The sequence below is a fragment of the Azospirillum sp. A29 genome, assembly GCF_042604625.1.
GTDB lineage: Bacteria > Pseudomonadota > Alphaproteobacteria > Azospirillales > Azospirillaceae > Azospirillum > Azospirillum palustre.
In genome coordinates, this window is the sequence record NZ_CP170463.1 from 148,383 (window position 1) to 170,676 (window position 22,294).

19 protein-coding genes, 1 pseudogene and 1 riboswitch are annotated in these 22,294 nt (G+C 70.2%); of the genes and pseudogenes, 3 read left to right on the forward strand and 17 right to left on the reverse strand.

Annotation, left to right across the window (positions count from 1 at the left end):
- Nucleotides 1–26: 26 nt before the first annotated feature.
- From ABNQ38_RS09280 to ABNQ38_RS09300, 5 genes are all read right to left on the reverse strand, one after another.
- Complete coding sequence (locus ABNQ38_RS09280) at nt 27–2,201, reverse strand: TonB-dependent receptor (RefSeq protein WP_377807187.1); 2,175 nt, start codon at nt 2,199–2,201, stop codon at nt 27–29.
- A 146-nt stretch (nt 2,202–2,347) separates the two neighbouring features.
- Complete coding sequence (locus ABNQ38_RS09285) at nt 2,348–3,181, reverse strand: ferredoxin (RefSeq protein WP_377807188.1); 834 nt, start codon at nt 3,179–3,181, stop codon at nt 2,348–2,350.
- Nucleotides 3,178–4,206: a FecCD family ABC transporter permease gene (locus tag ABNQ38_RS09290; RefSeq protein ID WP_377807189.1), complete on the reverse strand. Its 1,029-nt coding sequence runs from the start codon at nt 4,204–4,206 to the stop codon at nt 3,178–3,180. Before ABNQ38_RS09290 ends, ABNQ38_RS09285 begins: the two co-directional genes overlap by 4 nt.
- Nucleotides 4,203–5,183 (reverse strand): ABC transporter substrate-binding protein, encoded by a 981-nt coding sequence (locus ABNQ38_RS09295; RefSeq protein WP_377807190.1) that lies wholly within the window; start codon nt 5,181–5,183, stop codon nt 4,203–4,205. Before ABNQ38_RS09295 ends, ABNQ38_RS09290 begins: the two co-directional genes overlap by 4 nt.
- A complete protein-coding gene (locus ABNQ38_RS09300; RefSeq protein ID WP_377807191.1) occupies nt 5,180–6,004 on the reverse strand; it encodes an ABC transporter ATP-binding protein in 825 nt (274 codons plus the stop codon). Before ABNQ38_RS09300 ends, ABNQ38_RS09295 begins: the two co-directional genes overlap by 4 nt.
- Nucleotides 6,005–6,126: 122 nt before the next feature.
- Nucleotides 6,127–6,361, reverse strand: a riboswitch (cobalamin riboswitch).
- Between the two features lie 265 nt (nt 6,362–6,626).
- Here ABNQ38_RS09300 and ABNQ38_RS09305 point away from each other — a divergent pair.
- The 3 genes from ABNQ38_RS09305 to ABNQ38_RS09315 all read left to right on the forward strand — a co-directional run bounded on the left by ABNQ38_RS09305 (nt 6,627) and on the right by ABNQ38_RS09315 (nt 10,454).
- Nucleotides 6,627–7,097 (forward strand): hypothetical protein, encoded by a 471-nt coding sequence (locus ABNQ38_RS09305; RefSeq protein ID WP_377807192.1) that lies wholly within the window; start codon nt 6,627–6,629, stop codon nt 7,095–7,097.
- Nucleotides 7,098–7,235: 138 nt separating this feature from the next.
- Nucleotides 7,236–9,434 carry a TonB-dependent receptor gene (locus tag ABNQ38_RS09310; RefSeq protein ID WP_377807193.1) on the forward strand — a complete coding sequence of 733 codons (2,199 nt, stop codon included), beginning with the start codon at nt 7,236–7,238 and terminating at the stop codon, nt 9,432–9,434.
- A gap of 48 nt (nt 9,435–9,482) precedes the next feature.
- A complete protein-coding gene (locus ABNQ38_RS09315; RefSeq protein ID WP_377807194.1) occupies nt 9,483–10,454 on the forward strand; it encodes a TonB family protein in 972 nt (323 codons plus the stop codon).
- Between the two features lie 45 nt (nt 10,455–10,499).
- Here ABNQ38_RS09315 and ABNQ38_RS09320 read toward each other — a convergent pair whose 3' ends face one another.
- The 12 genes and pseudogenes from ABNQ38_RS09320 to ABNQ38_RS09375 all read right to left on the reverse strand — a co-directional run bounded on the left by ABNQ38_RS09320 (nt 10,500) and on the right by ABNQ38_RS09375 (nt 22,290).
- Nucleotides 10,500–11,705, reverse strand: coding sequence for an acyl-CoA dehydrogenase family protein (locus tag ABNQ38_RS09320; protein WP_377807195.1), 1,206 nt, complete (start codon nt 11,703–11,705; stop codon nt 10,500–10,502).
- Nucleotides 11,706–11,735: 30 nt separating this feature from the next.
- On the reverse strand, nt 11,736–12,752 hold the full coding sequence (locus tag ABNQ38_RS09325; RefSeq protein WP_377807197.1) for an ABC transporter substrate-binding protein: 1,017 nt from the start codon (nt 12,750–12,752) through the stop codon (nt 11,736–11,738).
- A 38-nt stretch (nt 12,753–12,790) separates the two neighbouring features.
- Entirely contained in the window at nt 12,791–13,591 is an 801-nt protein-coding gene (locus ABNQ38_RS09330; protein WP_377807198.1) for a class II aldolase/adducin family protein, read from the reverse strand.
- Between the two features lie 25 nt (nt 13,592–13,616).
- A complete protein-coding gene (locus ABNQ38_RS09335) occupies nt 13,617–14,576 on the reverse strand; it encodes a D-isomer specific 2-hydroxyacid dehydrogenase family protein (RefSeq protein WP_377807199.1) in 960 nt (319 codons plus the stop codon).
- 7 nt (nt 14,577–14,583) lie between these two features.
- Entirely contained in the window at nt 14,584–15,708 is a 1,125-nt protein-coding gene (locus tag ABNQ38_RS09340; protein WP_377807200.1) for an LLM class flavin-dependent oxidoreductase, read from the reverse strand.
- A gap of 59 nt (nt 15,709–15,767) precedes the next feature.
- A complete protein-coding gene (locus ABNQ38_RS09345; RefSeq protein WP_377807201.1) occupies nt 15,768–16,781 on the reverse strand; it encodes an ABC transporter substrate-binding protein in 1,014 nt (337 codons plus the stop codon).
- A gap of 170 nt (nt 16,782–16,951) precedes the next feature.
- Nucleotides 16,952–17,683, reverse strand: a pseudogene (locus ABNQ38_RS09350) (ABC transporter ATP-binding protein); the annotation flags it as partial.
- Nucleotides 17,684–17,689: 6 nt separating this feature from the next.
- Nucleotides 17,690–18,517, reverse strand: coding sequence for an ABC transporter permease subunit (locus ABNQ38_RS09355; RefSeq protein WP_377807202.1), 828 nt, complete (start codon nt 18,515–18,517; stop codon nt 17,690–17,692).
- A 128-nt stretch (nt 18,518–18,645) separates the two neighbouring features.
- Nucleotides 18,646–19,551, reverse strand: coding sequence for a LysR substrate-binding domain-containing protein (locus ABNQ38_RS09360; protein ID WP_377807203.1), 906 nt, complete (start codon nt 19,549–19,551; stop codon nt 18,646–18,648).
- A 30-nt stretch (nt 19,552–19,581) separates the two neighbouring features.
- Complete coding sequence (locus tag ABNQ38_RS09365; protein WP_377807204.1) at nt 19,582–20,565, reverse strand: ABC transporter substrate-binding protein; 984 nt, start codon at nt 20,563–20,565, stop codon at nt 19,582–19,584.
- On the reverse strand, nt 20,555–21,403 hold the full coding sequence (locus tag ABNQ38_RS09370) for an HAD family hydrolase (protein WP_377807205.1): 849 nt from the start codon (nt 21,401–21,403) through the stop codon (nt 20,555–20,557). Before ABNQ38_RS09370 ends, ABNQ38_RS09365 begins: the two co-directional genes overlap by 11 nt.
- Nucleotides 21,400–22,290, reverse strand: coding sequence for a TauD/TfdA dioxygenase family protein (locus ABNQ38_RS09375; protein ID WP_377807206.1), 891 nt, complete (start codon nt 22,288–22,290; stop codon nt 21,400–21,402). The genes ABNQ38_RS09370 and ABNQ38_RS09375 overlap by 4 nt, the downstream gene beginning before the upstream one ends.
- Nucleotides 22,291–22,294: the final 4 nt, after the last annotated feature.

The following is a 22,294-nucleotide window of genomic DNA, read 5'->3' on the forward strand; positions in this document are numbered from 1 at the left end:
ATCGGACCGGGCGGAATGCCGAGGGGTCAGAAGGTCATCGAGAAGGCCAGCTCCGCCGAGCGCGGACGGCCGAGCACCCAGCTGCCGGTGCTTCCGGTCACGGCATAGACCTCGTCGAACAGGTTGAAGGCGCGCAGGCTGAACTTGGTGTTGTCGGTCGGCCGGTAATCCAGCCCGGCATTGACCACCGTGTAGGAGGGCCGGATGCTGGTGTTGGCGGCGTCGGCGTAGGTCTTGCCGACATATTGCACGCCGGCCCGCACCTCCCAGCCCGGCAGGAAGGCCCAGTTCGCCCAGACATTGGCGGTGCGCTCCGGCACGCCGGTCGGCACGTTGCCGGCGTAGGACACGGCGCGGCCCGACACCGTCTGGGTGAAGTCGTCATATTTCGCCCGCAGCAGCGCGCCGTTCATGTCCACCCGCACGCCTTCCCACAGGCCAAGCGACAGGGACGCCTCCAGCCCGCGCGAGGATTGCTGCCCGACCTGCACCGTCACCGCCGGCTGGTTGGGGTCGGTGGTCAGCAGTTTGTCCTTGACGATGCGGTAGGCGGCCAGCGTCCACTCGCCATGCCCTTCGAGGAAGGATTGCTTGACGCCGATCTCGATCTGCCGGCCGGTGGACAGATCGAAGTCCTTCTGCGTCGGCGACAGCGAGATCAGATTGCCGACCGGGTCGACCGCGGTGGCGTACTGGCCGTAGAGGGCCAGACCGGGAACGACCTCGTACACCGCGCCGGTCCGCCAGCTGGTGGCCCGGAAGTCCTTGGTATAGGCGGTTCCCGCCACCAGATCCCAGCGCTCGACGGTGGGGGCGTCGTAGCGGATGCCGCCGACCAGCGACAGCTGCGGCGTCACCGCCAGCCGGTCCTCGGCGAATAGGGAATATTGGCGGGTGCGCGACCGGCTGCGCGGGGAGGTGCCGGCGCTGTTGAGGAACAGGCCGGGTGCCGGGTCGAACGGATCGACGGTGCTGGACCCGCCATAGGGCGAATTGTTGGTGTGCTTGAATTCGATCCGGTTCAGGTCGAAGCCGCCGACCAACTCGTTCTTCATGCCGAAGACGCTGTTGCGCCAGGTCGCGTCGAAGCGGTCGCCGACCTGCCGCTGGTCGTGGTAGATCTCGATGTAGCTGCTGCGCTGGATGCCCCGGGTGGCGGCATTCCAGGCGTAGCTCTCCACATCCTTCCAGTGGCGGCGGCTGGTCAGGTGGTAGGCGGTGTTGCGCAGGGTCAGCGCGTCTGATACTGCCCATTCGGTCTTCAGCTGGGTCCAGTTGTCGCGATAGCGGATGTCGCTGTCGGCCACGTTGAAGTTGCGGTGCCGCAGCGCGCGGTCGAGGCTGCCCGCGATCAGCGGTGTTCCGAAATACTCCTGCGGCTGCTGGTCGCCATAGTCGTTGGACAGGGTGACGGCGAGATCCGGTGTCGCCTGGAGCTTGACCGCGCCGGACAGCGCGAGAGTCTTCGTGTCGCCGCGATCCACCCAGCCGTTGGAGCGGTTGCCGCTGGCGTCCAGCCGGTAGGACAGCTTTTCCCCAACCGGACCGCCGCTGCCGAAGGCGGCGCGCCGGGTGCCGTCGGTGCCGATGGCGACCGTCGCCTCGTTGCGGAGATCGGTGGTCGGGCGCTTGGGCACCACATTGACCACGCCGCCGATGGCGCCCTCGCCATAGAGGACGGAGGCCGGACCGCGCAGCACCTCGATGCGTTCGGCCGACCAGGCGTCGAACGGGAAGGTGACGGTGCCCGACCCGACATAGAGCCGCGTCCCGTCATAAAGCTGCATCACCGAGCCGTGGCCGGCGAAGCCGCGCGTCGCCAGCGACGATCCGCCGTTGCCGGGAGCCGCCAGCGAGGTGAAGCCGGTGGCGTTCTGGGTGACGGCCTCCGTCACGCTGGTCTGGCCGCGGTCGCGGATGGTCCGGCCATCGATCACCTCGACGCTGGCCGGGGTTTCCAGCGGCGTCAGGCCGAGGCGGCTGCCGCCGGTGTTCGACCGGTCGAGCACCAGCCCGGCGGCAGCGTCCGCCGCCCGGCCGGTGACGGTGACAGGGTTCAGCGTGACCGGCGGTTCGGATTCGGCCGCTCCGGCCGCCGCGGGGCCGAAGGATGCGGCGACCAGGAGCAGCGTCGCCAGCGAACCGGAGCGCTGGCGATTGTGCCGGCCGGAGATGATGCGGGAAGGATGAGCGGGAAGCATGGACAATTCCTCAGGATGGAAAAAGACGAGAGACGGCATTCCGCGAAGTCGGTGCTTCGCGGCTGATGGGAGTGCGGGGTGCTGGATGGACGGCGCCGTTCGGTTGAGATGGAAAAACCGGACGGCTGGAGATCAGGGAGGCCGGATCACCCCATCGGGTCGTCCTCCGCCCGCTCCGCCGGGCGATTGCGGTGGAGGATGTCGGCGGCGGGCGGGGCGTCGGACAGCAGGTGGCTGGCGACGATGCGGTCGATCTTCGCGGGCGTCAGGTCGCCGTACCAGACGGCGTCGGGCTGGACGACCAGCAGCGGTCCGCGGTTGCAGGGATAGAGGCAGCTCGTCCGCGCGCACATCGCCCGGCGCGGACCGGCGTTCAGGGCGCGGTGCCCTTTCATCGCCGCGCGCAGATGCTGGTACAGCGGCTCGGCACCGCGATGCAGGCAGCGGGCGCCGACACAGACGAAGAGCTGCCGGCCATGTTCGGGGATGGCCGACCAGCCGGGTTTGCCGAGGCTGGGCTCTGTTTTGCGGACATCCTGTGCAGGGGCGTCCGTCGGCTCGCCGGCGATGGAGTTGAGGGCGATGCGGTCGAGGGCGGCGGGCAGGTCGAGTGCGCTTTCCACCGGCGGCGCCAGCCGGATGGCCATCGCGGTGCCGGCCATCGCGGTGCTGGTCGCCGTGGCCCAATGGTTGAGCGCGCCCGGCAGCCATGCCGACAGGCTGGGATCGGCCGGAACCATGGCGGGAATGACCAGGGCCTCGGTCACGCCGTCCCGCTCCAGATCCGCAAGCACGCCGGGCAATGCGGGGCCGGACAGGTCGGCATGGGCGGTCGCCACCGTGACGGCTTCGCCGCGCGCCGCGTGCCGGGCGGCCAAAGCCGATGCGAGCGCTTTCAGGTTCTGCCCATGGTCGAATGAGGCGCGCCCGTAGAGGACGATGGCGCGCCTGGATGGCGGGTTCGCCGGGAATTGCGTCATGGCGTGCCTCTCCGCCGCATCAGCCACAGGAAGAAGGTACCGCCGACCAGTGCCGTGACGATGCCGACCGGAATCTCGCGCGGGGCGAACAGGGACCGGGCGACGACGTCCACCCACAGCAGGAGCAGCGCCCCGCCCAGCGCTGCCACCGGCAGCAGCGCTCGCAGATGCCCGCCGACCAGAATCCGCGCGATGTGGGGCACCACCAGCCCGACGAAGCCGATGCCGCCGCAGGCCGACACCAGCGCCCCGGTCATCAGGGCGGTGACGAGGAAAAGCTCCAGCCGCAGGCGGCCCGGATCGGTGCCGAGCGAGCGGGCCGCGTCGTCGCCCAGGGCCAGCGTGTTGACGGTCTCCGCCCGCAGCCACAGCCACAGCAGCCCGCCGACGACCAGACCCGCCGGGACGGGCAGCACGCTCCAGCGCGCGGTGCCGAAGCCGCCCATCATCCAGAACAACGCGGCGTCGGCGCCGCGATCCGTCGCCATGACGATCAGAACATTGGTGACGGCGTGCAGGATGAAGGCGACCGCGACACCGGTCAGCACCAGCCTTTCGCCGGTCACCACGCCGTCGCGCCCGCGTGCCGCGGCGAAGACAATCAGCATCGCCGCGAGCGCACCGAAGAAGGCGGCGACCGGCAGACCCAGCATTCCGGCGACCGCGCCGGCATAGAGCAGAACGGTCACCGCCCCCACCGAGGCGCCGGCCGACACGCCGAACAGATAGGGGTCGGCCAGCGGGTTGCGCGTCAGCACCTGAAGCACCGCCCCCACCGCCGCCAGTCCGGCGCCGGCCAGCGCGCTCAGCAGCACGCGCGGCACCCGCAATTCCCAGACGATGTTGCGCTCGGCCCGACTGGCGTCGGCGGGAGCGGCCAGTGCCGGCCACAGCTCGTGCATGACGACCGCCCAGACTTTGGGAATGGGGACGCGGGCGGCGCCGAAGCCGACGGCGGCCACCGCGGACACGGTCAGCGCGGCGGCCAGCAGCAACGACAGGCCCAGCAGGCGGGAGCGGTTCATGGCGTGAAGCGCTCCGGGTGCAGGGTCCGCGCCATCCGCTCCAGCGCCTCGACATTGCGGGTGGAGGGCGTCTGCTCGGCATAGGTCAGCACAATGAACTGCCGTTTGCGCACGGCCTCGACGTCGGCCAGCTGCGGTGCCGAGGTCAGATGGCGGATGGCGTCCTCGGCCGGGATCCGGTGGGCGCTGACGATGATCCATTGCGGATCGCGCCGCACCATCTCCTCCCAGCTCACCCGGACATAGCTGTCGGGGATGTCGTCGAAGATGTTGCGCCCGCCGGCCAGCTCCATCAGCAGGCTGGTCATCCCTTCGCGCCCGACCGACAAGGGGGCCGCGTCGGTGTGGCACTGATCGCAATACATTACGCGCGGCCGGTCGGCGACGGCGCCGACACGCTCGGTGACGGCGGCGACCCGGCGGCGGAAATCGGCGACCATGGCTTCGGCACGCTCCGTCACGCCGAAGATGACGCCCAGCGCCAGCAGATCGGCATAAAGCGTGTCCATGCCGATCGGCTCGCGCGGGCCGATGCGGATGCAGCTTTCCCGCAGCGTGTAGGTCGCCACGCCCATCTCCGACAGCCGGGCCGGGGTGAGGCCGCGCGCCTCGTTGAAGCCATAGCTCCAGCCGGCGAACAGGAAGTCGGGATTGACCGACAGTACCGCCTCCAGCGTCGGCGAGCGGTCGGGCAGCCGGGGCAGCGCCGCGACCACGCCCGGCGGAGCGATCAGCCGGTGCTCCACCCCCTCGATGCCGGAAACGGCGACCAGCCGGTCGGCGAGGCCGAGGTCCAGCATGGTCTGGGTCATGTTGGTGTCGTGGACCATCGGCCGCTTCGGCGCCGCGGCGAAGCGGGCGGTCTCGAAGCAGTTGGCGGCCTCGACCGGGTAGGATTGGGCGAGGGCGCCGCCGGCTTGTAGGGTGAGGGCCAAGGTCAGGGCAAAAGGCGGAACGCCGCGGAGAATGCGTCTCATCGTGGTGACTCCGTCAGGGGCGACAGGTCGATGCGCAGCCGGCCGTCATCGGGGCGGCGGTCCACCGCCGCGGCGACGCGGTAGACGGCGGTCAGCCGGTCGGGGGTCAGTGCGTCCTCCGGCGCGGCATCGGCCTGGAGCCGTCCGTCGGCCAGCAGCAGAATGCGGTCGCACCAGCGTGCCGCCAGCTCGATGTCGTGCAGCGTCGCCACCACGGTGATGCCGAGCGAGCGCACGAGATCGAGCACGGCGAAGCGGTGGTGGATATCCAGGTGGTTGGTCGGTTCGTCGAGCAGCAGGATGCGCGGGCGCTGGGCCAGGGCGCGGGCGATCATCACCCGCTGGCGTTCGCCGCCCGACAGCTGTTCGACCGCCCGCACGGCCAGCCCGGACAGCTCCAAGCGGTCCAGGGCGTCCTCGACGATGGCGCGGTCCTCCGCCCCGGCCCCGGCGAAAGGGGAGCGGCGGTGGGCCAGCCGTCCCATGCCGACCACGTCACGCACGGTGAGGCCGAGCGCGGCGGTGGAATCCTGCGCCTGGAGCGCCAGCCGGCGGGCCAGTTCGACCGGCCGCAGGGCGCGCGGATCGTCGCCGTCGATGAGGACCCGGCCGGCGGACGGGGGTTGCAGGCCGGCGAGACAGCGCAGCAGCGTGGTCTTGCCCGAGCCGTTGGGCCCGAGAATGCCGAGGATTTCACCGCCGGGAACCGAAAAGCCGATGTCCGACAGGACCATGCGGCCGGCGAGCCGGCAGCCCAGCCGCTCCACCGCGATGGCGGGGGGAGGGGCCGATGCCTCTGTGGGGAAGGGCGCTGACGCCATCCGTGCTTCCTGTCTTTGCGGACGGGGAGGCATGGCGGACGTCTTGCGGAGCACGCGGCGCGACCGGAGCGGAGTCCGGGCACACGCATGGCAAGCGTTCCACCGGGACACCCCGCCCGAGGACGTTTCGTTGTGGTGCTGGCAGGTCTCCTGGCTTGCGGGTCGTCGCCGTTCCGTCGGGCCTTCCCAGCGCCGATGGGCGCCAGTGGCTTGAAATGACGGTACGGCTCGCCGCTCACAGTTGCGGGGGCAGCCCCGGCCTTACCGCACTTCCCTTCGCAGGGTCGGCGGCTCACCGGGTTCCCTCTTAGCTTCCGGCGGCGAACCGCCGGAAGAACCAGAACCGGGATCATTCATGAGCGACGCGGCGCCCCCGGTCAAGCTTTGCGAACGAACGAGAGCATCGGAGAGTTCACATCAGAAATGCAATGTTATAACGTTACATATCGTGTCGTCGTACGACCTGCAAGGAGAAGTTCGCCGTCGGATCTTGGCGTCGGATCTGGGCGTCCGATCTGGGGCCTGCGGGAAAATGCCGCTGATCCCGACTGCGGCACTTCGGCTAATGTGCCGCACCCAATGCGTGCGGTTGCACGTGCGATGGATTGATGCACGGATCGGCATGAACGCGACCCAGGACAGACTGCGACCCACGCGACGGGCCGGCCTTGCGGCCGGTGCGATTGCGCTGCTGTTGCAGGTCGTCGCCTGGGCCTGGATGCCCGCCGTCATCGCATCCGCCACTGCGGCCGAGAGCAGCCGGATCGTTATCTGCACGCCGGATGGGTTCAAGACCGTGGTTATGGACGACCACGGAATGGCAGGCGATCCGGCAGGCGACGAGAGCGATTCGGCGAAGAACGATTCGGGCCAAAGCGGTTTGGGCCAAGGCGATCTGCTCCAAGGCGATCTGCTGATGTCCGGCGGTTCCTGTCCGCTCTGTCCGCTGATCGGCGGATTGGCGCTGCCGCCGCCGGATCTGCGGATGACGCGCGCGTCGGTCGGACGCCACAGCCCCGAAGCGTTGCCCGGCGACGTGATTGCCGCCGGCTGGTTCCTCTCCACCCTCCAGGCCCGCGCGCCACCGGTCTGAGGCCGGAATTGTGGGATCGCCGCGCGGGATCTCCGTGCGTCGATCCGCCCTTGCCGACCTTCCCTGTTCGCAGCCTTGCACATCCTTCGCGCCGATGGCGTGGGGCCGTGTTCGGCTGGCCTCAGATCGAGATAAATCATGACGTTGCGTTTCGCCGCGGCCGGCGCCCTGCGCGCCGCCCTGCTGTCCGGTGCAGCCCTCACCGCACTGTTCCCCGCCGCCGTGTCCGCCCAGATTGTTCCGCCGCTTGCCCAATCGCTTCCGGCGATCTCCGTGATCGCAGGCCCGGACGATGCCCTGGCCGCCGGCACCGCCCTGGGCGGGGATGGGCTGGCCGCCCGTCGGCCCGCCACCGGAGACGTCGCGGCCCTGCTGCGCGGCCTGCCCGGCGTCAGCCTCTATGGCAATGGCGGCGTGTCGAGCTTGCCGGCGCTGAACGGGCTGGGCGCCGACCGCGTCAATGTGTTGGTCGACGGCGCGCCTGTCGCCCCCGCCTGCCCCAACCAGATGAACCCGGCGCTGTCCACCATCACGCCGACGCGCCTGTCCAAAATCGAAGTGCTGGCTGGGATCACGCCGGTCAGCGCCGGCGGCGACAGCATCGCCGGCACCATCGCCGCCGAAAGCGCGCCTCCGGTCTTCGCTCCGGCGGGCGAGGCGGTGCATACCGAGGGCAAACTGTCGGCCTCCTACCGGTCCAACGGCCGCGGCGTGACGGGGGCCGCCGAGGCGTCCATCGCCACCGACAGCCTCAGCCTGGGCTACAGCGGATCCTGGAGCCGGGCCGGGAACTACAAGGCCGGCGACGGCCAAGCCGTCCGCTCGACCCTCTACAACGTGCAGGACAATGCGGTGACGTTCGGGGCGCGGCGCGACGGGCATCAGGTCACGCTGCAGGGCGGCATCCAGACCATGCCCTACCAGGGCTTTCCCACCCAGCGCATGGATCTGACCGATAACCGCACCGCCTTCCTGAACGGCCGGTACGAAGGGGCCTTCGACTGGGGAACTCTCGACGCCCGCGCCAACTGGCGGCGGACGCGGCACACCATGAATTTCCTGGAGGACAAGGGCGGCAGCGCCGGCGGCGGCATGCCGATGGACACGCTGACCACCGACGCCGGCTATTCGGTCAATGCGACGCTGCCGCTGTCGGCGCGCGATACCCTGCGCGTCGGCAACGAGTTTCGCCACACCCGTCTCGACGATTGGTGGGACCCCGTGGCCGGCAGCAGCATGATGAGTCCGCTGACCTACTGGAACGTCAAGGACGGCACCCGCAACCGCCTCGGCACCTTCGCCGAGTGGGAGGCGACTTGGTCGCCGGCCTGGACGACGCTGCTCGGCGTGCGCAATGACGTGGTGTGGATGGACACCGGCGCGGTGCAGCCCTATTTCTGGCAGAACAGCCTGGGTATGGGCATGGGGGGCATGATGCCGATGGCCAACCCGGATGCGGCCGATGCGCGCGCCTTCAACGCCCGCGGCCGTGGCCGCACCGACGTCAATCTTGATGCGACGGCCCTGGTCCGCTACACCCCCTCCGACACCAGCGCGATCGAAGCCGGTTATGCCCGCAAGACCCGCTCGCCGAACCTCTACGAGCGCTACGCCTGGGGCACCGGCGGGATGTCGAGCATCATGAACGGCTGGTTCGGCGACGCCAACGGCTATGTCGGCAACCCCGACCTCAAGCCGGAGATCGCCAACATCATCAGCACCACCCTGTCGCTGCACGATGCCGCCCGCAAATTCTGGGAGGTCAAGCTGACCCCCTATTACACCTATGTGCAGGATTTCATCGACGTCGAGCGGATCGGCACGCTGAGCAACGGCTTCGTCAAGCTGCGCTTCGCCAACCATGACGCCATCCTGGTCGGCGCCAACCTGTCGGCGGCGGCCGGGCTGTACGAGGATGACAGGATCGGCTCCTTCCGCCTGTCCGGCGTGGTCGGCTGGGTGCACGGCCGTAACCTCGACACCGGCGACGCGCTCTATCACATCATGCCGCTGAACGCCCTGCTGACGATGGAACACCGGCTGGGTGGCTGGAACAGTGCCGTCGAGTTGCAGGCGACCGCCCGCAAGGACCGGGTGGAAGCGGCGCGCAACGAACCGAAGACACCCAGCTATGCGCTGGTCAATCTGCGGACGGGATACGAGTGGGGCAACGTCCGGGTCGATGCCGGCGTCGAGAACCTGTTCGACCGGCGGTATTATTTGCCGTTGGGCGGTGTCGACTATGCCGATTTCCGGGCGGGGGGAAGCCGGGGCACGGTCGGCGCACTGCCGGGGGCGGGGCGGTCCTTCATCGCCGGCATGACGGTGAAGTTCTAAGGCGGACCGTCCGTCGCACCGCGCCTCACCCCGTCGAAGGTCCGCCCCATGCCCGAGCACCGGACGATTGCCCCCTCGCGCCGTCTTGCCGCGGAGACGGCACCCGTTCCATCGACCGCCCGGACCCCGGCGGCGCGGTGGAGCCTGCCGCTTTCGCTTGCCTTGCACGCGGGGGTGATCGCCCTTGCGGTCGGTCTGCATGCACCGCCGGCTCCCCAGCCGGCGGTGGTTGCGGTGGAGCTTTCCTTCGTCGCGGCTGCGGCGGAACCACCGTCGCCGTCGGTGCCGGTTGCGGAAAGCATCATGGACGCGGAGGACGGTGCCCGGCCGGAGCCGGTTCCGGACCCTCCGTCCGAGCCGCCGCGGCAGCCGGAACCGGAGCCGCCGCCCGACACCGGCGACGCCACTACGGAATCGCCTCCCGATGCCCCGATGCCGCCGGTCGCCGACACACCGGTCGCGGAGCCGTCCGCGCCGGTTCCGGCGGAGCCGCTCAAGGAGGAAACGCCGCCGCCCATCCGGCCGCCCATTCCAGCACGCCGGCCATCGCCCGGCCTCCAGCAGCGTACCCCGTCTCCCGCCAGGGCTCTGCCGGCGGCAATCCTCCCGACGGACAGGCCCAGACGCGTCGCGGAGCCGGCGATGCAGGCGTCATCCGCACCGGCGACCCAACCATCCGCGCCGGCGGCGGTTTCGGCGCCATCCTCGGACCCGCCGGCTAACTCCGACAGGCAGTCGGCCGATTACTTCGGCACGATCCAGGCAAGGCTGGCCCGTCACAAAATCTATCCGCAGGCCGCGCGCCTGAGGCGGGAGGAAGGCACCGTGCTGGTCCGCTTCACCATCGTCGCCGACGGCACCATAACGGGCTGGGCGGTCGTCCAGGGATCGGGGCACGGCAGCCTCGATCAGGCCGCGGAAGAGATGATCCAGCGGGCGTCGCCGCTTCCGCCGATCCCTGCCGGGATGGGCCGCGCCCAGATCGACATCACGCTTCCCATTCGCTACGCGCTGCAATGAGCGCTTGCCGCCTGAGTTGCTCCGATGCCTCGCCGATCCCCCCGATTACCGCGACAGGGCGGCGCGCCCGGCGCCGGTCAGGAGCATGTCGTTCTGCGGGGCATGGACGCGGGCGCACAGGACATCGCGGTGATGGCGCTCCAGCGGGTTGTCGCGCGACAGGCCGGGATTGCCGGTGATCTCCAGCGCTCGCGCCACCGCGTCGATGGCGTTGTTGGTCACGGTGTATTTCACCAGCAGGGCGTCGCTCTGCGACGGCGGCGTGCCGCCGTCCACCGCCGCCGACAGGGAGCGCAGGAGGATGCGGTTGGTCAGCAGAAGCGCCTCGATCCCGCCCAGAGCCTCTTGCAGGCGGGGGACGGTGGCGAGCGATGCACCGTTCAGCCCCGTCGGCTTGCGGGCGTGCAGGAAGCCGACCAGCCAGTCACGGGCGGAGCGGGCGATGCCGTCATAGACGCCGCTGAACAGGGCAGCCATCCAGGCGGTGGCGACCGCGTCGGGGGCGGCCCAGCCGGCGGGAGGGCGCAATTCGCCGGCATGATCGTCGGGGACGAAGACGTCGTGGAACACCACCTCGTGGCTGCCGCTCGCCCGCATGCCGATGTGGTTCCAGGTCTCCCGCACCTCGATCCCCTGTTCGGCGAGGCCGGTGCCGCGCGGGACCACCCAGGTGCCTACCAGCGGTTCCGCATCGTCGGTGCGGGCCCAGACGCCGAGCCATGACAGGGCCGGAATGCCGGTGGAGTAGATCTTGGTGCCCGAGAGGCGCCAGCCGCCCGGCACCTTGCGCGCTACCGTCGCCGGCAGCCCGCCGCGGTGCGGCGTGCCCAGTTCCGGCTCCACCCGCAGGATGTTGATCAGCGCGCCGTCGGTCGCGGCGGAGCGGGCGATGCGCTCGCGCAGCGCCTCCGGCCAGGCGGAGCCGCGCCAGAGCTGGTTGTGGATGACATATTGCAGCACCAGGACCAGCGCGGTGGACGGCTCGCCGGCGGCGATCCCGTTCACCACCGCCAGCGCATCGCGCAGCCCGCCGCCCTTTCCGCCTGCCGCCTCTGGTGTGACCAGCGCCGGAAGGCCGAACGATGCCAGCCGCTCGAAATTCTCGAAGGGGAAGCTGGCCGCGGCGTCATGCTCCGCGGCGCGCGTCGCGAACTCCGCCGACAGGGCGGCGATCAGCGACGGGTCGGACGCCGGGGCCGGGGCGGTCCCGGCGAACGGAGAGGCCGGAAAGGGCAGGTCATCGAAGGGCATGGCAGGCAATCCCGCTACAAAGGAGCCGGTTCAGGCGAGGTCGACGGTGATGCGCCCGGCGAAGCGCTGGCTGTCGGTGGAGCGCTTGATGACCGACACGCTCTTCAGTTCGTCGGTGTAGAGCGCCAGCTGCTGGCGCAACTCGTCGCCGATGGGGGTGACGTTGTGGGCATGGCTGCGCAGCATCGCTTCCAGCTCCTCCACCGGGAATTTCGGGGCGAAGGGGGCATAGGCCGCGGCGGCGGCGCGCAGGTCGGCGTAGGCGGCGTGCTGCGCCTCGATCAGGGCGGCGGTCAGTGCCTTGGCCGCCGGGCGGTTGTCGCGCAGCAGGCTGCCGCGCACGCCGACGAGGCAGCAGGTGCGGGTGGCGAACTCGCCGCAGACGTTGTTGGTGATCTCCACCATCTGCGGGTTCTTGGTCTGGCTCCAGACCAGCGGGTCGCCGTCGGCGATGGCGTGGATTTCGCCCTTCTCCACCGCCAGCCCAAGCAGGTCGGCCGGGAACTGGCGCCATTCGACGTCCTTGTTGGGATCGAGACCGAACTTGGTCAGCACGACCGAGAAGAAGTTCTTCGACGGGCTGGCCATGTCGCTGACGCCGATCACCTTGCCCGGCAGGTCAAGCACGGTCTTCACCCCCGCCGCCTTGGCCCCGAATAACCGCATGCAGCCGCCATGCAGCCCGGCGGAGATCTTGACGTCGAAACCCTGCTCCAGCGGCTTCAGCCAGCGCAGCGCCATACCGACGCCGGCATCGGCCTTGCCGGTGGCGATGGCCTCCAGCAGCTGATCGGTGGAGCCGGTGAAGTTGACCAGCTCGACCTCCAGCCCGTGCTTCTTGAACAGGTCGAGCTGGAAGGCCAGCGGCACGGCGGAGAAGCAGACGGCCCCCGCGTTCCACGACAGGCGCAGCGGTTCCGCCGCCACCGCCCGGCGGCGCAGGACGAACGGAGCGGCGAGGGTGACGGCGCCGGCGGCGATCAGGCCGCGGCGGGACAGGGGGCGGGCCAAGGGGCGGGAAAGGGCAGGGGCCGGATTCGCGGTCATTGGTCTTGTGCTTTCGCGAAAGGTGGGACGGGACAGTGTCAGTCGAGCAGGTCGGGTTCGGCCGCCACGATCCAGTCCCACAGCGGGTGGAAGTTGTAGGCGCCGCCCTGGTGGGTGCCGACCTGGGAGCGGGTCAGCAGCGCGGTCTCATGGTCGATGGGCTGGGGCCGGCCGGCGGCCTCGGCCAGCAACTGGGTGTGGGCGGCGTTGTCGGCGCTGATGAACCACCATGCGGCGGCCTCGACGCTGGGGCCGACGGTCAGCAGGCCGTGGTTCTTCAGGATCGCCAGCTTCCGGTCGCCCAGCGCCTCCACCAGCCGCCGGCCTTCGCCTTCGGTCAGGACGACGCCGGAATAGGGATCGAAGATCACCTGATCCTCGTAGAATGCGGCCGCATCCTGGCTCAGCGGCGCGAGCGGCTGGCCGAGCGCCGACCATGCCTTGCCGTAGGTCGAATGGGTGTGGGCGGCGGCCACCACGTCGGGAAGCGCCCGGTGGATGGCGGAATGGATGGTGAAGCCGGCCTGGTTGATGGCGCGGTCGCCTTGCAGGATGGTGCCGTCGCCGTCGACCAGATGCAGGTCCGACACCCGGATGGTGCGGAAATGCTGGCCCAGCGGGTTGATCCAGAAGCGGTCGGGATGCTCGGGATCGCGGGCGGTGACATGGCCGGCCAGACCCTGGTCGAAGCCGTAGCGGCCGAACAGGCGGAAGGTGGCGGCGAGCCGCTGCTTGCGGTGCTGCCGCTCCTCCTCGACGCTGGTGTAGCTGACCGGATCGACCGGCGGCCAGAACTTGCGCCTTTCGGATCCAAGGGGTCTGGGCTGGATGTGGGTCATCAGGCGGGGCTCCGTTACAAAAGGGTCAGTAGCCGATGCCGGCGTCCACCACGTCGCGCAGCGGTTCGCCGCGCGCGTAGGCGTCGAGGTTGGCGAGGATGCGGTCGGCCAGCCGCCGGTCGAAGTCCGGGGCGGACCATGAGACATGCGGCGTCATCCGGATCGCGGGATGGCGGTAGAAGGGATGGCCGGCGGGCAACGGCTCGGGGTCGGTCACGTCGAGCGTGGCGTTTGCGACCCGGCCGCGGTCGATGGCGGCGAGCAGGGCGTCCTGATCGACCAGCGCGCCGCGGGCGACGTTGACCAGATGCAGCCCCGGCTTGGCATGCGCCAGCAGGTCTGCGCTCACCAGCCCGCGGGTGGCGGCGGTCAGCGGCAGGGCCAGCACCAGATGGTCGCTGACCGCCGCCAGCTCCTCCAGCCGGTCGAACGGCTCCACGCCCGCTTCCGGTTCGGCCCAGCCGGAGCGGCGCACCGCCCCGACGGTCATCCCGAAAGCGAGCGCTCGCTCGGTCACCGCCCGGCCGATGGCGCCGAAGCCGGCCAGCCCCAGCCGCTTGCCGGACAGGCTGCCCAGCGTCTCGCGCCGCCAGTCCTCCGGTCCGGTGAGGCGGATGGCGTCCCACCGCTTCTCGACGCTCAGGATCGCCGTCATCACGTAATCGGCGATGGCGACCGCCGATACGCCACGGGCGCAGGTGACGACCGGGGCGCCGTCGAGCAGCCAGGGCGGGTAGAAATCCATGCCCGTGGAGGCCGACTGGATCCAGCGCAAGCCGTTGCCCCAGCCGGGGGGAGGGGCAGCGGGAGCCGCCTCCCACCCGATCAGCGGACGGGTCAGCAGGACCTCAACGTCGGCCGGCAGGTCCCAGGGGGCGTGGCCGGCCCGATGGTCCAGCACCGTGGGGCGCGAGGGGTGGGCGGCGATCCGCTCTCCCACCGCGGGGCCCAACTGGTTGAGGATGACCGGGGAGCGGATCGCCACCTTGCGGTCACTCCGCCGCGACGGCCTGGGCGCGCTGGCGTTCGGCCACCAGCTGGCGGACGCGCGGCAGCAGGTCGCGGCCATAGGCGATGGCGTCGGGCAGCGGGTCGAAGCCGCGGATCAGGAAGGTGGAGACGCCGAGGTCGTAATAGTCGAGCAGGGCGTCGGCGACCTGATCCGGCGTGCCGACCAGCGAGGTGGAGTTGCCCTTCGCCCCGGTCAGGGAGGCGATGGCGGTCCACAGGCGCTTGTCGTGACGGTGGCCCTTGTCGGCGATGGCGAGCAGGCGACGGGCGCCTTCGTTGTTCGGCAGATCGCCGCGGGTGAAGCCGGTCTTCTCCAGCAGCGCCTTGGCCTTTTCGTAAATGCTCTCGGCCTTGGCCCAGGCGGCGTCCTCGGTCTCCGCCAGGATCGGGCGCAGCGACAGGCTGAAGGCCGGCTGCGGACGGCCAGCCTTGGCGACGGCGGCGCGCACGCGGGCCAGCAGCTCGCGCACCTGATCGTGGGTCTCCCCCCACACCGCATAAGTGTCGGCATGGCGTCCCGCCACCTCGACGGCCGCGGCGGAGGCGCCGGCGATCCACACCGGGATGCCCGACGCGTTGTAGGGCTTCACCTGCGAGAAGGCCTTCTCGACCTGATAAAAGCGGCCCTGATAGTCGAAGGGCTTGTCGCTGGTCCATTCGGCGCGGACGATGTCGAGGAATTCCGACGTGCGGGCATAGCGGTCGTCCTTGTCGTCCACGATGTTGCCGTCGCGGGCAAGCTCGCTGCGCTCGGCGCCGGTGATGACGTTGATGGCGACGCGGCCGCGGCTCAGCTGGTCGAGCGTGGCGAGCTGGCGGGCGAGGATGGTCGGCGCCTGGAAGCCGGGGCGGTGGGCGATCAGCACGCCCAGCCGGTCGGTGACGCTGGTGATGTGCTGGCTGACCTGGAGGCTGTCCGGTGCATCTGCGTGGAAGGCCTGGAGCACGGAGTCGAACCCGCCCAGTTCATGGGCCTTGGCGACCGTCTCGATGTAGTCGCGGTCCACCACCGGACCCTGGCGCGGGATGATCTCCGACGCATTGTGGTTGCCGACGAAGCCGACGAAGCGGAGCGGGTGGGCGGAAGAGGTCTGGGTGGCGGTCATGGCGGCGTTCCTCTTTTTGCGTGGCCGGAGTCGGGAAAGGGATTTTCGTGGCCTGCCCGTCAGCTGAGCGGACGCGACAGGATGTCGGTGAAGCGGCGGTCGAAAGCCGGGGCGATGTCGATGCGCTTGGGCAGCACGCCCAACTGGTGGAAGGTGTCGGCGACGTTCTGGGCGGACGCGACGTCGGCATCGGCGATCGGCGCCAGATCGCGCTGGCGGGAATTCTTGCGCAGGATTTCCAGGTCGGTTTCGACCGGCACGCCGATGGCGGCGGAATGGACCTGCGCCCAGCGCTCCAGATTGGCGGCGCGCCAGGCGAAGGCGCGGCGCAGCCGCAGGAAATAGTCGCCGATGGCGGCGGACTTGCCCGGATCGGCCAGCGCGTCGGGCGAGGCGAGATACAGGTAGTTGCCCGACAGGTAGCCGTTGGAGGTGACGAGGACCCGCGCCCCCTTCTTGATGGCGAAGGGCACCGAGTAGCCGTAGATCGCCCAGGCATCGAGCGCGCCCTGCTCGAAGGCGGCCTGTCCCTCCGACGGGGTCAGGCTGATCGCCTGGATGTCGGTGAAACGCAGGCCGGCTTCGCCCAGCATCTTGGCGAGATAGTACTGGGTGGTGGTGGCGCGGACATAGCCGACGCGCTTCCCCTTGAGGTCGGCGACCGACTGGATCGGGCTGCCGGGCGGCACCAGCACCACTTGCCAGTTCACGTCGTCCTTGACCACGGCGACGATGGACAGGCGGGCGCCGGCGGCGATGCCGAAAGCGGGCGGGATCTCGCTGCTGGAGCCGACGTCGATGGAGCCGGCATTGATCGCCTCGACGATTAGGTTGCCCGACGCGAATTCGGCGAACTGCGACCGGAAGCTGGACCCGGCATTGCCGGACGCGTCCAGCGCCAGCCCGTCCAGCGCCTTGTAGTCGGCGACGCGCAGGACGGTTTCGGAGGCCGGGCCGGAGGCGGCCTGCGAAAGGCTGGGCAGGGCGCCCAGCGCCAGGGCGCCGCAGGCTCCGCGCAACAGGCTGCGGCGGCCGAACGGGGTGGAGGGGAGGCGGACAAAATCGGTCGTCATGGCGGCGGGTCCGTCGGCGTCGAGGGTCAGAGGCTGGGCGCAGCGGCGGCACCGGCGGGCAGGCCGTAGCCGCCGGGTCTTGCACCGGCTGCCTGGGCGCCGCTTGTCCTGGTGTCGGCTGCCGTGGCGTCGGTGCGCTGCGGGTCCCGTGCGGCCAGATGCTCCTCGTCGACGCCAAGCTCGGCCAGCAGGCGGGAGCGCAGCGCGATGAAGCCGGGGTCGCCATGGCGGCGCGGGCGGGCAAGCGGGATCGGGATGTCGGCGGCGATCTTGCCGTCGGCCATCACCACGGCGCGGTCTGCCAGCAACAGCGCCTCGTCCACGTCATGGGTCACCAGCAGGACGGCAGGGGCATGGGCGCGCCACAGGGTCTCCACCAGGCCCTGCATGCGCATCCGGGTCAGCGCGTCCAGCGCTGCGAAGGGCTCGTCGAGCAGCAGCAGGCGCGGTTCGCGGACCAGGGCGCGGGCCAGCGCCGCCCGCTGCGCCTCGCCGCCCGACAGGGTCAGCGGCCAAGCGCGGGCGCGGTGGGACAGTCCGACCTCCACCAGGGCCGCGAGGCCACGGGCTTCGGCATCCGGACGGCGCAGGCCCAGCGTGACGTTGCGCAGCACCCGCATCCAGGGCACCAGCCGCGGCTCCTGGAACACCACGGCGCGCTCCTCCGGCAGCTGCACGGTGCCCTCCGGCGCCGGGTCCAGCTTGGCCAGGGTGCGTAGCAGCGTGGACTTGCCGCAGCCGGACCGGCCGAGCAGTGCGGTGAAGGACCCCGGCTGAAGGTCGAGCGACAGGCCGTCCAGCACATTGCCGTTGCCGAAGTTGCGGACGAGGCCGCGGACGCTGACGACAGGCTTGCCGGTCGTGGACTGGGAGGCGGCGATGCGGGAAAGGGTGTGGCTCATGGAGGGTCACTCCTTGATGAAGGCCGGGCGCCAGACCAGCGCCGAGCGTTCGATGAAGCGGACGATCAGGTCGGCGAGCAGGCCGAGGATCGCGTAGACGATCAGGGCGACGATGATCACGTCGGTGCGCAGGAACTCCCGCGCCGTCATCGCCAGATAACCGATGCCGCTGGAGGCGTTGATCTGTTCGCCCACCACGAGGCTGAGCCACGCCACGCCGAGCGCATAGCGCAGGCCGGTCAGGAAGGCGGGCAGGGCGCCCGGCAGGATGACCTGGGCGATCAGCTCCCACCGCGTCAGGCCGAGGGTGGAGACGGCCTCCACCACCTTGGCGTCGACGGTGCGGATGCCGGCGAACAGGTTCAGGTAGATCGGGAAGGCGGTGCCGAGCGCGACGAGCGCGATCTTCGGCGTCTCGCCGATGCCGAACCACAGGATGAACAGCGGCACCAGCGCCAGATGGGGCAGGGTGCGCAGCATCTGCAGGAGCGCGTCCAGCGCATCCTCGCCCCGCCGCGACAGGCCGGCGATCAGCGCGCAGACGGTGCCGGCCGACACGCCGATGGCGAGCCCGGCGCTGACCCGGCCGAGCGAGACCAGCAGATGCACCGCCAGCTCGCCGCTGACCGTCAGGTCCCAGAAGGCAGTCAGGATCTGGCCGGGCGAGGGGATGGTGCGGGTGGAAATCCAGCCCAGCCCGACGCTGGTCTGCCACAACACCAGCAGCGCCAGCGGCACCGCACAGCGGCGCAGACCCGCCGGAAGCGTCCCTGCCGGACGCGTCCATCTCCGGGATCGGGTTCCCGTCCGTTGGGTCGCGGTGGCTGCCGTCATGATCCCTCCCGAGGCCGTTCGATTGCGGTGGCTACGGGAGAAAGCCTATTCCTATTGCGTGAATAGGAAAAACAAAAAACACAAACTACACTGTTGAGAAAAACTTAAGTAACGAAAATTTTTTGTTATTACTGTGCGCCCGCGTCGCGCAGGACCGCGGCCAGCGAGTCCGCCAGAATCCCGTGCAGACGATCGACCGCCGGGTTGGCGGCGGACGGCGCGCGATGCAGTTCCAGCGGGACCGAGCCCAGTTCCGGCAGGTCATGATGCGGCTCAAGGGGCGCCAGCGTGTCGGGCAGGCCCAGAGGCGTACGGATGGTGACGCCCAGCCCGGCCTCCACCGCCGCCCACAAGCCGGACAGGCTGGGGCTGGTGAAGGTGATGCGCCACGGGCGCCCGCCGCCGTCCAGCCGCTCGATACCATGCTGGCGGAACATGCAGGGCGCGTCGAGCAGGGCCAGCGGCAGAGGGCTGTCCCGGTCGGCACGGAAGCCGTCTGGTGCCACCCAGGCCACCGGCAGATGGGCCAGAGTGGCCGCTCCGGTCGTCGTCTTTGCAGAATCGCCGCCGATCTCGCCGAAAGCGAGGGCGAGATCGAGCGCCCCTTGCGCCACCCGCTCGCGCAACTCGCGCCCGCGGCCGACCTGGGCCTCGACATGGATGCGGGGATGGGCGCGGTGGAAGGAGCCGAGCACGGATGGCAGCCAACGTTCCGCCAGATCCTGGGGAAAGCCGACCCGCACGGTGCCGTCCATCGCCCGGCCGCGGGCGGCGGACAGGGCCTCGTCGTTGAGCGCGACGATGCGTCGGGCATAGCCCAGCAGTAGGTCGCCGGCATCGGTCAGCGCCACCGTGCGGCCGGCCTTGCGGAACAGCGGCTGGCCGACCTGCTCCTCCAGCTTCTTCATCTGCAGGCTGATCGCCGATTGGGTCCGGCCCAGCCGTTCGGCGGCGCGGGCGAAGCCACCATGCTCCATGGCGATCACCAGCGCCCGCAGCACGTCCATGTCGAGGTTGGTCGGAAGCATCGCCATCCCGCATCGCCTTCCTGCGGTTCGCCGTCGTCAGGCCGGCAGCGCGCTGTTGAAGCCGGGATCGAAGATCGCCGCCGCGTCCAGCCGCTTGGGAATGATGCCGAACTCGCGCCAGACGTCGGATGTCGCCTGCTGGTCGGCGATGACCGAGGCGTCGATGGCGACCGGCCGCGCCCGCTCGACGCCGAAGGTGTGACGGGCGATGGCGGGATCGACGCCGACCGTCCTGGCCCAGATGCCGGCATAGGCGTCGCTGTTCTCAAGGGCCCACAGCCGGGCGGCGGCGAAGCGGCGGATCAGGGCGGTCAACGCCTCGCGCTTGGTGGCGATGGCTTCCAAAGTGGCGGACTGATAGGACAGGCCGCTCATCAGGCCGGTGCCGGTAACGACCGCGCGGGCACCGTCCACCAGCAGCGCCTGCGACACATAGATGCCCCAGGTCGACCACGCGTCGATGGAGCCGGCGGCCAGCGCCGACTTGGCATCCGACGGCAGCAGGAAGGCGATCTTCACGTCGTCCGGCTTCAACCCGTTCGCCTTCAGCGCCGCCAGCACGAGGTAATGGCCGATGGAGCCGCGCCCGGTGCCGATGGTCTTGCCCTTCAGGTCGGCGACGCTGCGGATGGGGGAAGAGCCCGGCACCAGGATGGTGGTGCTCTGCGGGTTGGAACGCACCGCGCCGATGATCTTGGCCGAGGTGCCGGCGGCCAGCGCGAAGGTGGTCGGCGCGTCGCCGGCATAGCCGACCTCGATGGCGCCGGCATTCAGCGCCTCCAACAGGGGGGCGGCGGCCGGGAACTGGCTCCATTCGATGCGGTAGGGCAGGTCGGCCAGAAGCCCGGCGGCCTCGATCACCGATTGGACGCCACCCTTCTGGTCGCCGACCTTCAGCACGGTGCCGGCGGGAATGGCAGCATTCGCCGGCCGCAGGGGCGCGAACCCGGCGGCGAGCGCGCCGACACCGAGGCCGAGAGCATGGCGGCGGGTGAGGGAGAACGGTCGATCAAGGCTCATGATGGTCTCCTGCGGAGCGTGGCTCCGGGATAAGGGAGGGCAGGGTCCGTGCCGCCAGCAGCGCGTCGGCCAGCTCGACGAAGCCGTCGCCGCCGGGGCCGCGCGTGATCCAGGCCGGCGGCCGGGGAATGTCGGACAGGAAGTCGATGACCGTGCTGACGCCGACGGAGGTCGGGAAATGGGCGAACATCGGCGCGTCGTTGACCGAATCGCCGGCATAGGCGACGGCCTCCGGTGCGGCGTCGATGTCGAGGCCGTGAACCTCGCGCATCACCCGGCGCGCCATGCCGAGCTTGTCGTAGCCGCCGAACCAGCCGAGCACCCACAGCGAATTGACAGTCACCTCCGCTCCGGCGTTGCGGAAGTGACGGACCAGCGCCGTTCGCAAGGCGGGATCGGAGGGCAGGCGGAAGGCGAGGCTGCACAGGCGGAAGGGCTGGTCGCTCGCCAGTTTCGCCTCGGGCAAAACGCCGTGGATGGCCTGCCGCAACCGCTCCAGCCGCCTTGCGGCCACCGTCCGCTCCTCCTCCCCGTGCCAATAGCGGCGCTCGACATCGCCATCGGCGGTACGGCGCAGGAACAGGCCGCCATTCTCGGCGATCACCCCGTCAACCGGCCACATGCGCGCCATCTGGTCGGCCCAGCCCGCGGGGGCGGCGGTGACCGGCAGCACCGGAATCCCGGCATCGCGCAGCCGCTCCAGGGCGTCGTAGGTGCGGACGGACAGGCGGCCCCGGTGGGTGAGGGTGTCGTCCATGTCGGTCAGGACGAAACGCACGCGGGCCAGGGCCTCCGCCGGTGCCTTCGCCAGCGGACGCAGGGCGGCGGTGACGGTCATGCGGCCACCGTCCGCCGTGGGTCCTGCCGACGGTCCGCCGGCACGGCGATCTGGGTGCGGTGCATGCGGCGGCGCTGGTCGTCGGGGAAGGGGTCGCGGCGGTGCATGGTCCAGCGGTTGTCCCACATCACCAGGTCGCCGACGCGCCAGCGGTGGTGCCAGGCAAGCTCCGGGCGCACCGCCGCCGCCCAGATTTCATCCAGCAGCGCCTCGCTCTCCGCCACGGACAGGCCGGGAATGTGCGCATGGGGACGGCGACCCAGCAGCAATGCCCTGGCGCCCGTCACCGGGTGGGCGATGACCAGCGGATGCACCGTGCCGGGCGAGGTGGCGACATCGGTGGGCGTGGCGAAACCCTGACGCAGATAGCCGCCGCTGTTGGTGGTGCTGTCATGCTTGATCGACAGACCCTCCACCCGCCGTTTCAGCGCTTCCGGCAAGGCGTCAAAGGCGGCGAACATGCTGAGGAAACCGGTATCGCCGCCCTCCGCCGGCACCTCCAGCGCATAGAGGCTGCTGGCATAGGGAGGCGTCTCCAGATAGGTCATGTCGGCGTGCCACACCGACTCTCCCGCCCCCAGCGCGCCGATGGGCCGGCCATTCTCCGTGATGTTGGAGATGACGTAGACCTCCTCATGGCCCGGCGCATGCAGCCGGCCGTTCTCGGTGATCGGCGCCTTGTCGAGCGGACCGAAATGGCCGGAAACGCGGATGAGGTCGGCGTCCGACAGGGTCTGGCCGCGGAAGACCAGCACCAGATGGCGGTCCAGCGCGCCGGCCAGGGCCGTCGCCGTCGCCGGGCGGAGCGGTTGCGACAGGTCGAGGCCGCGGATCTCGGCGCCCAGTGTGGGCGAGACCGGATGGATGGTGAAATCGGTGTCTGGCATGGCG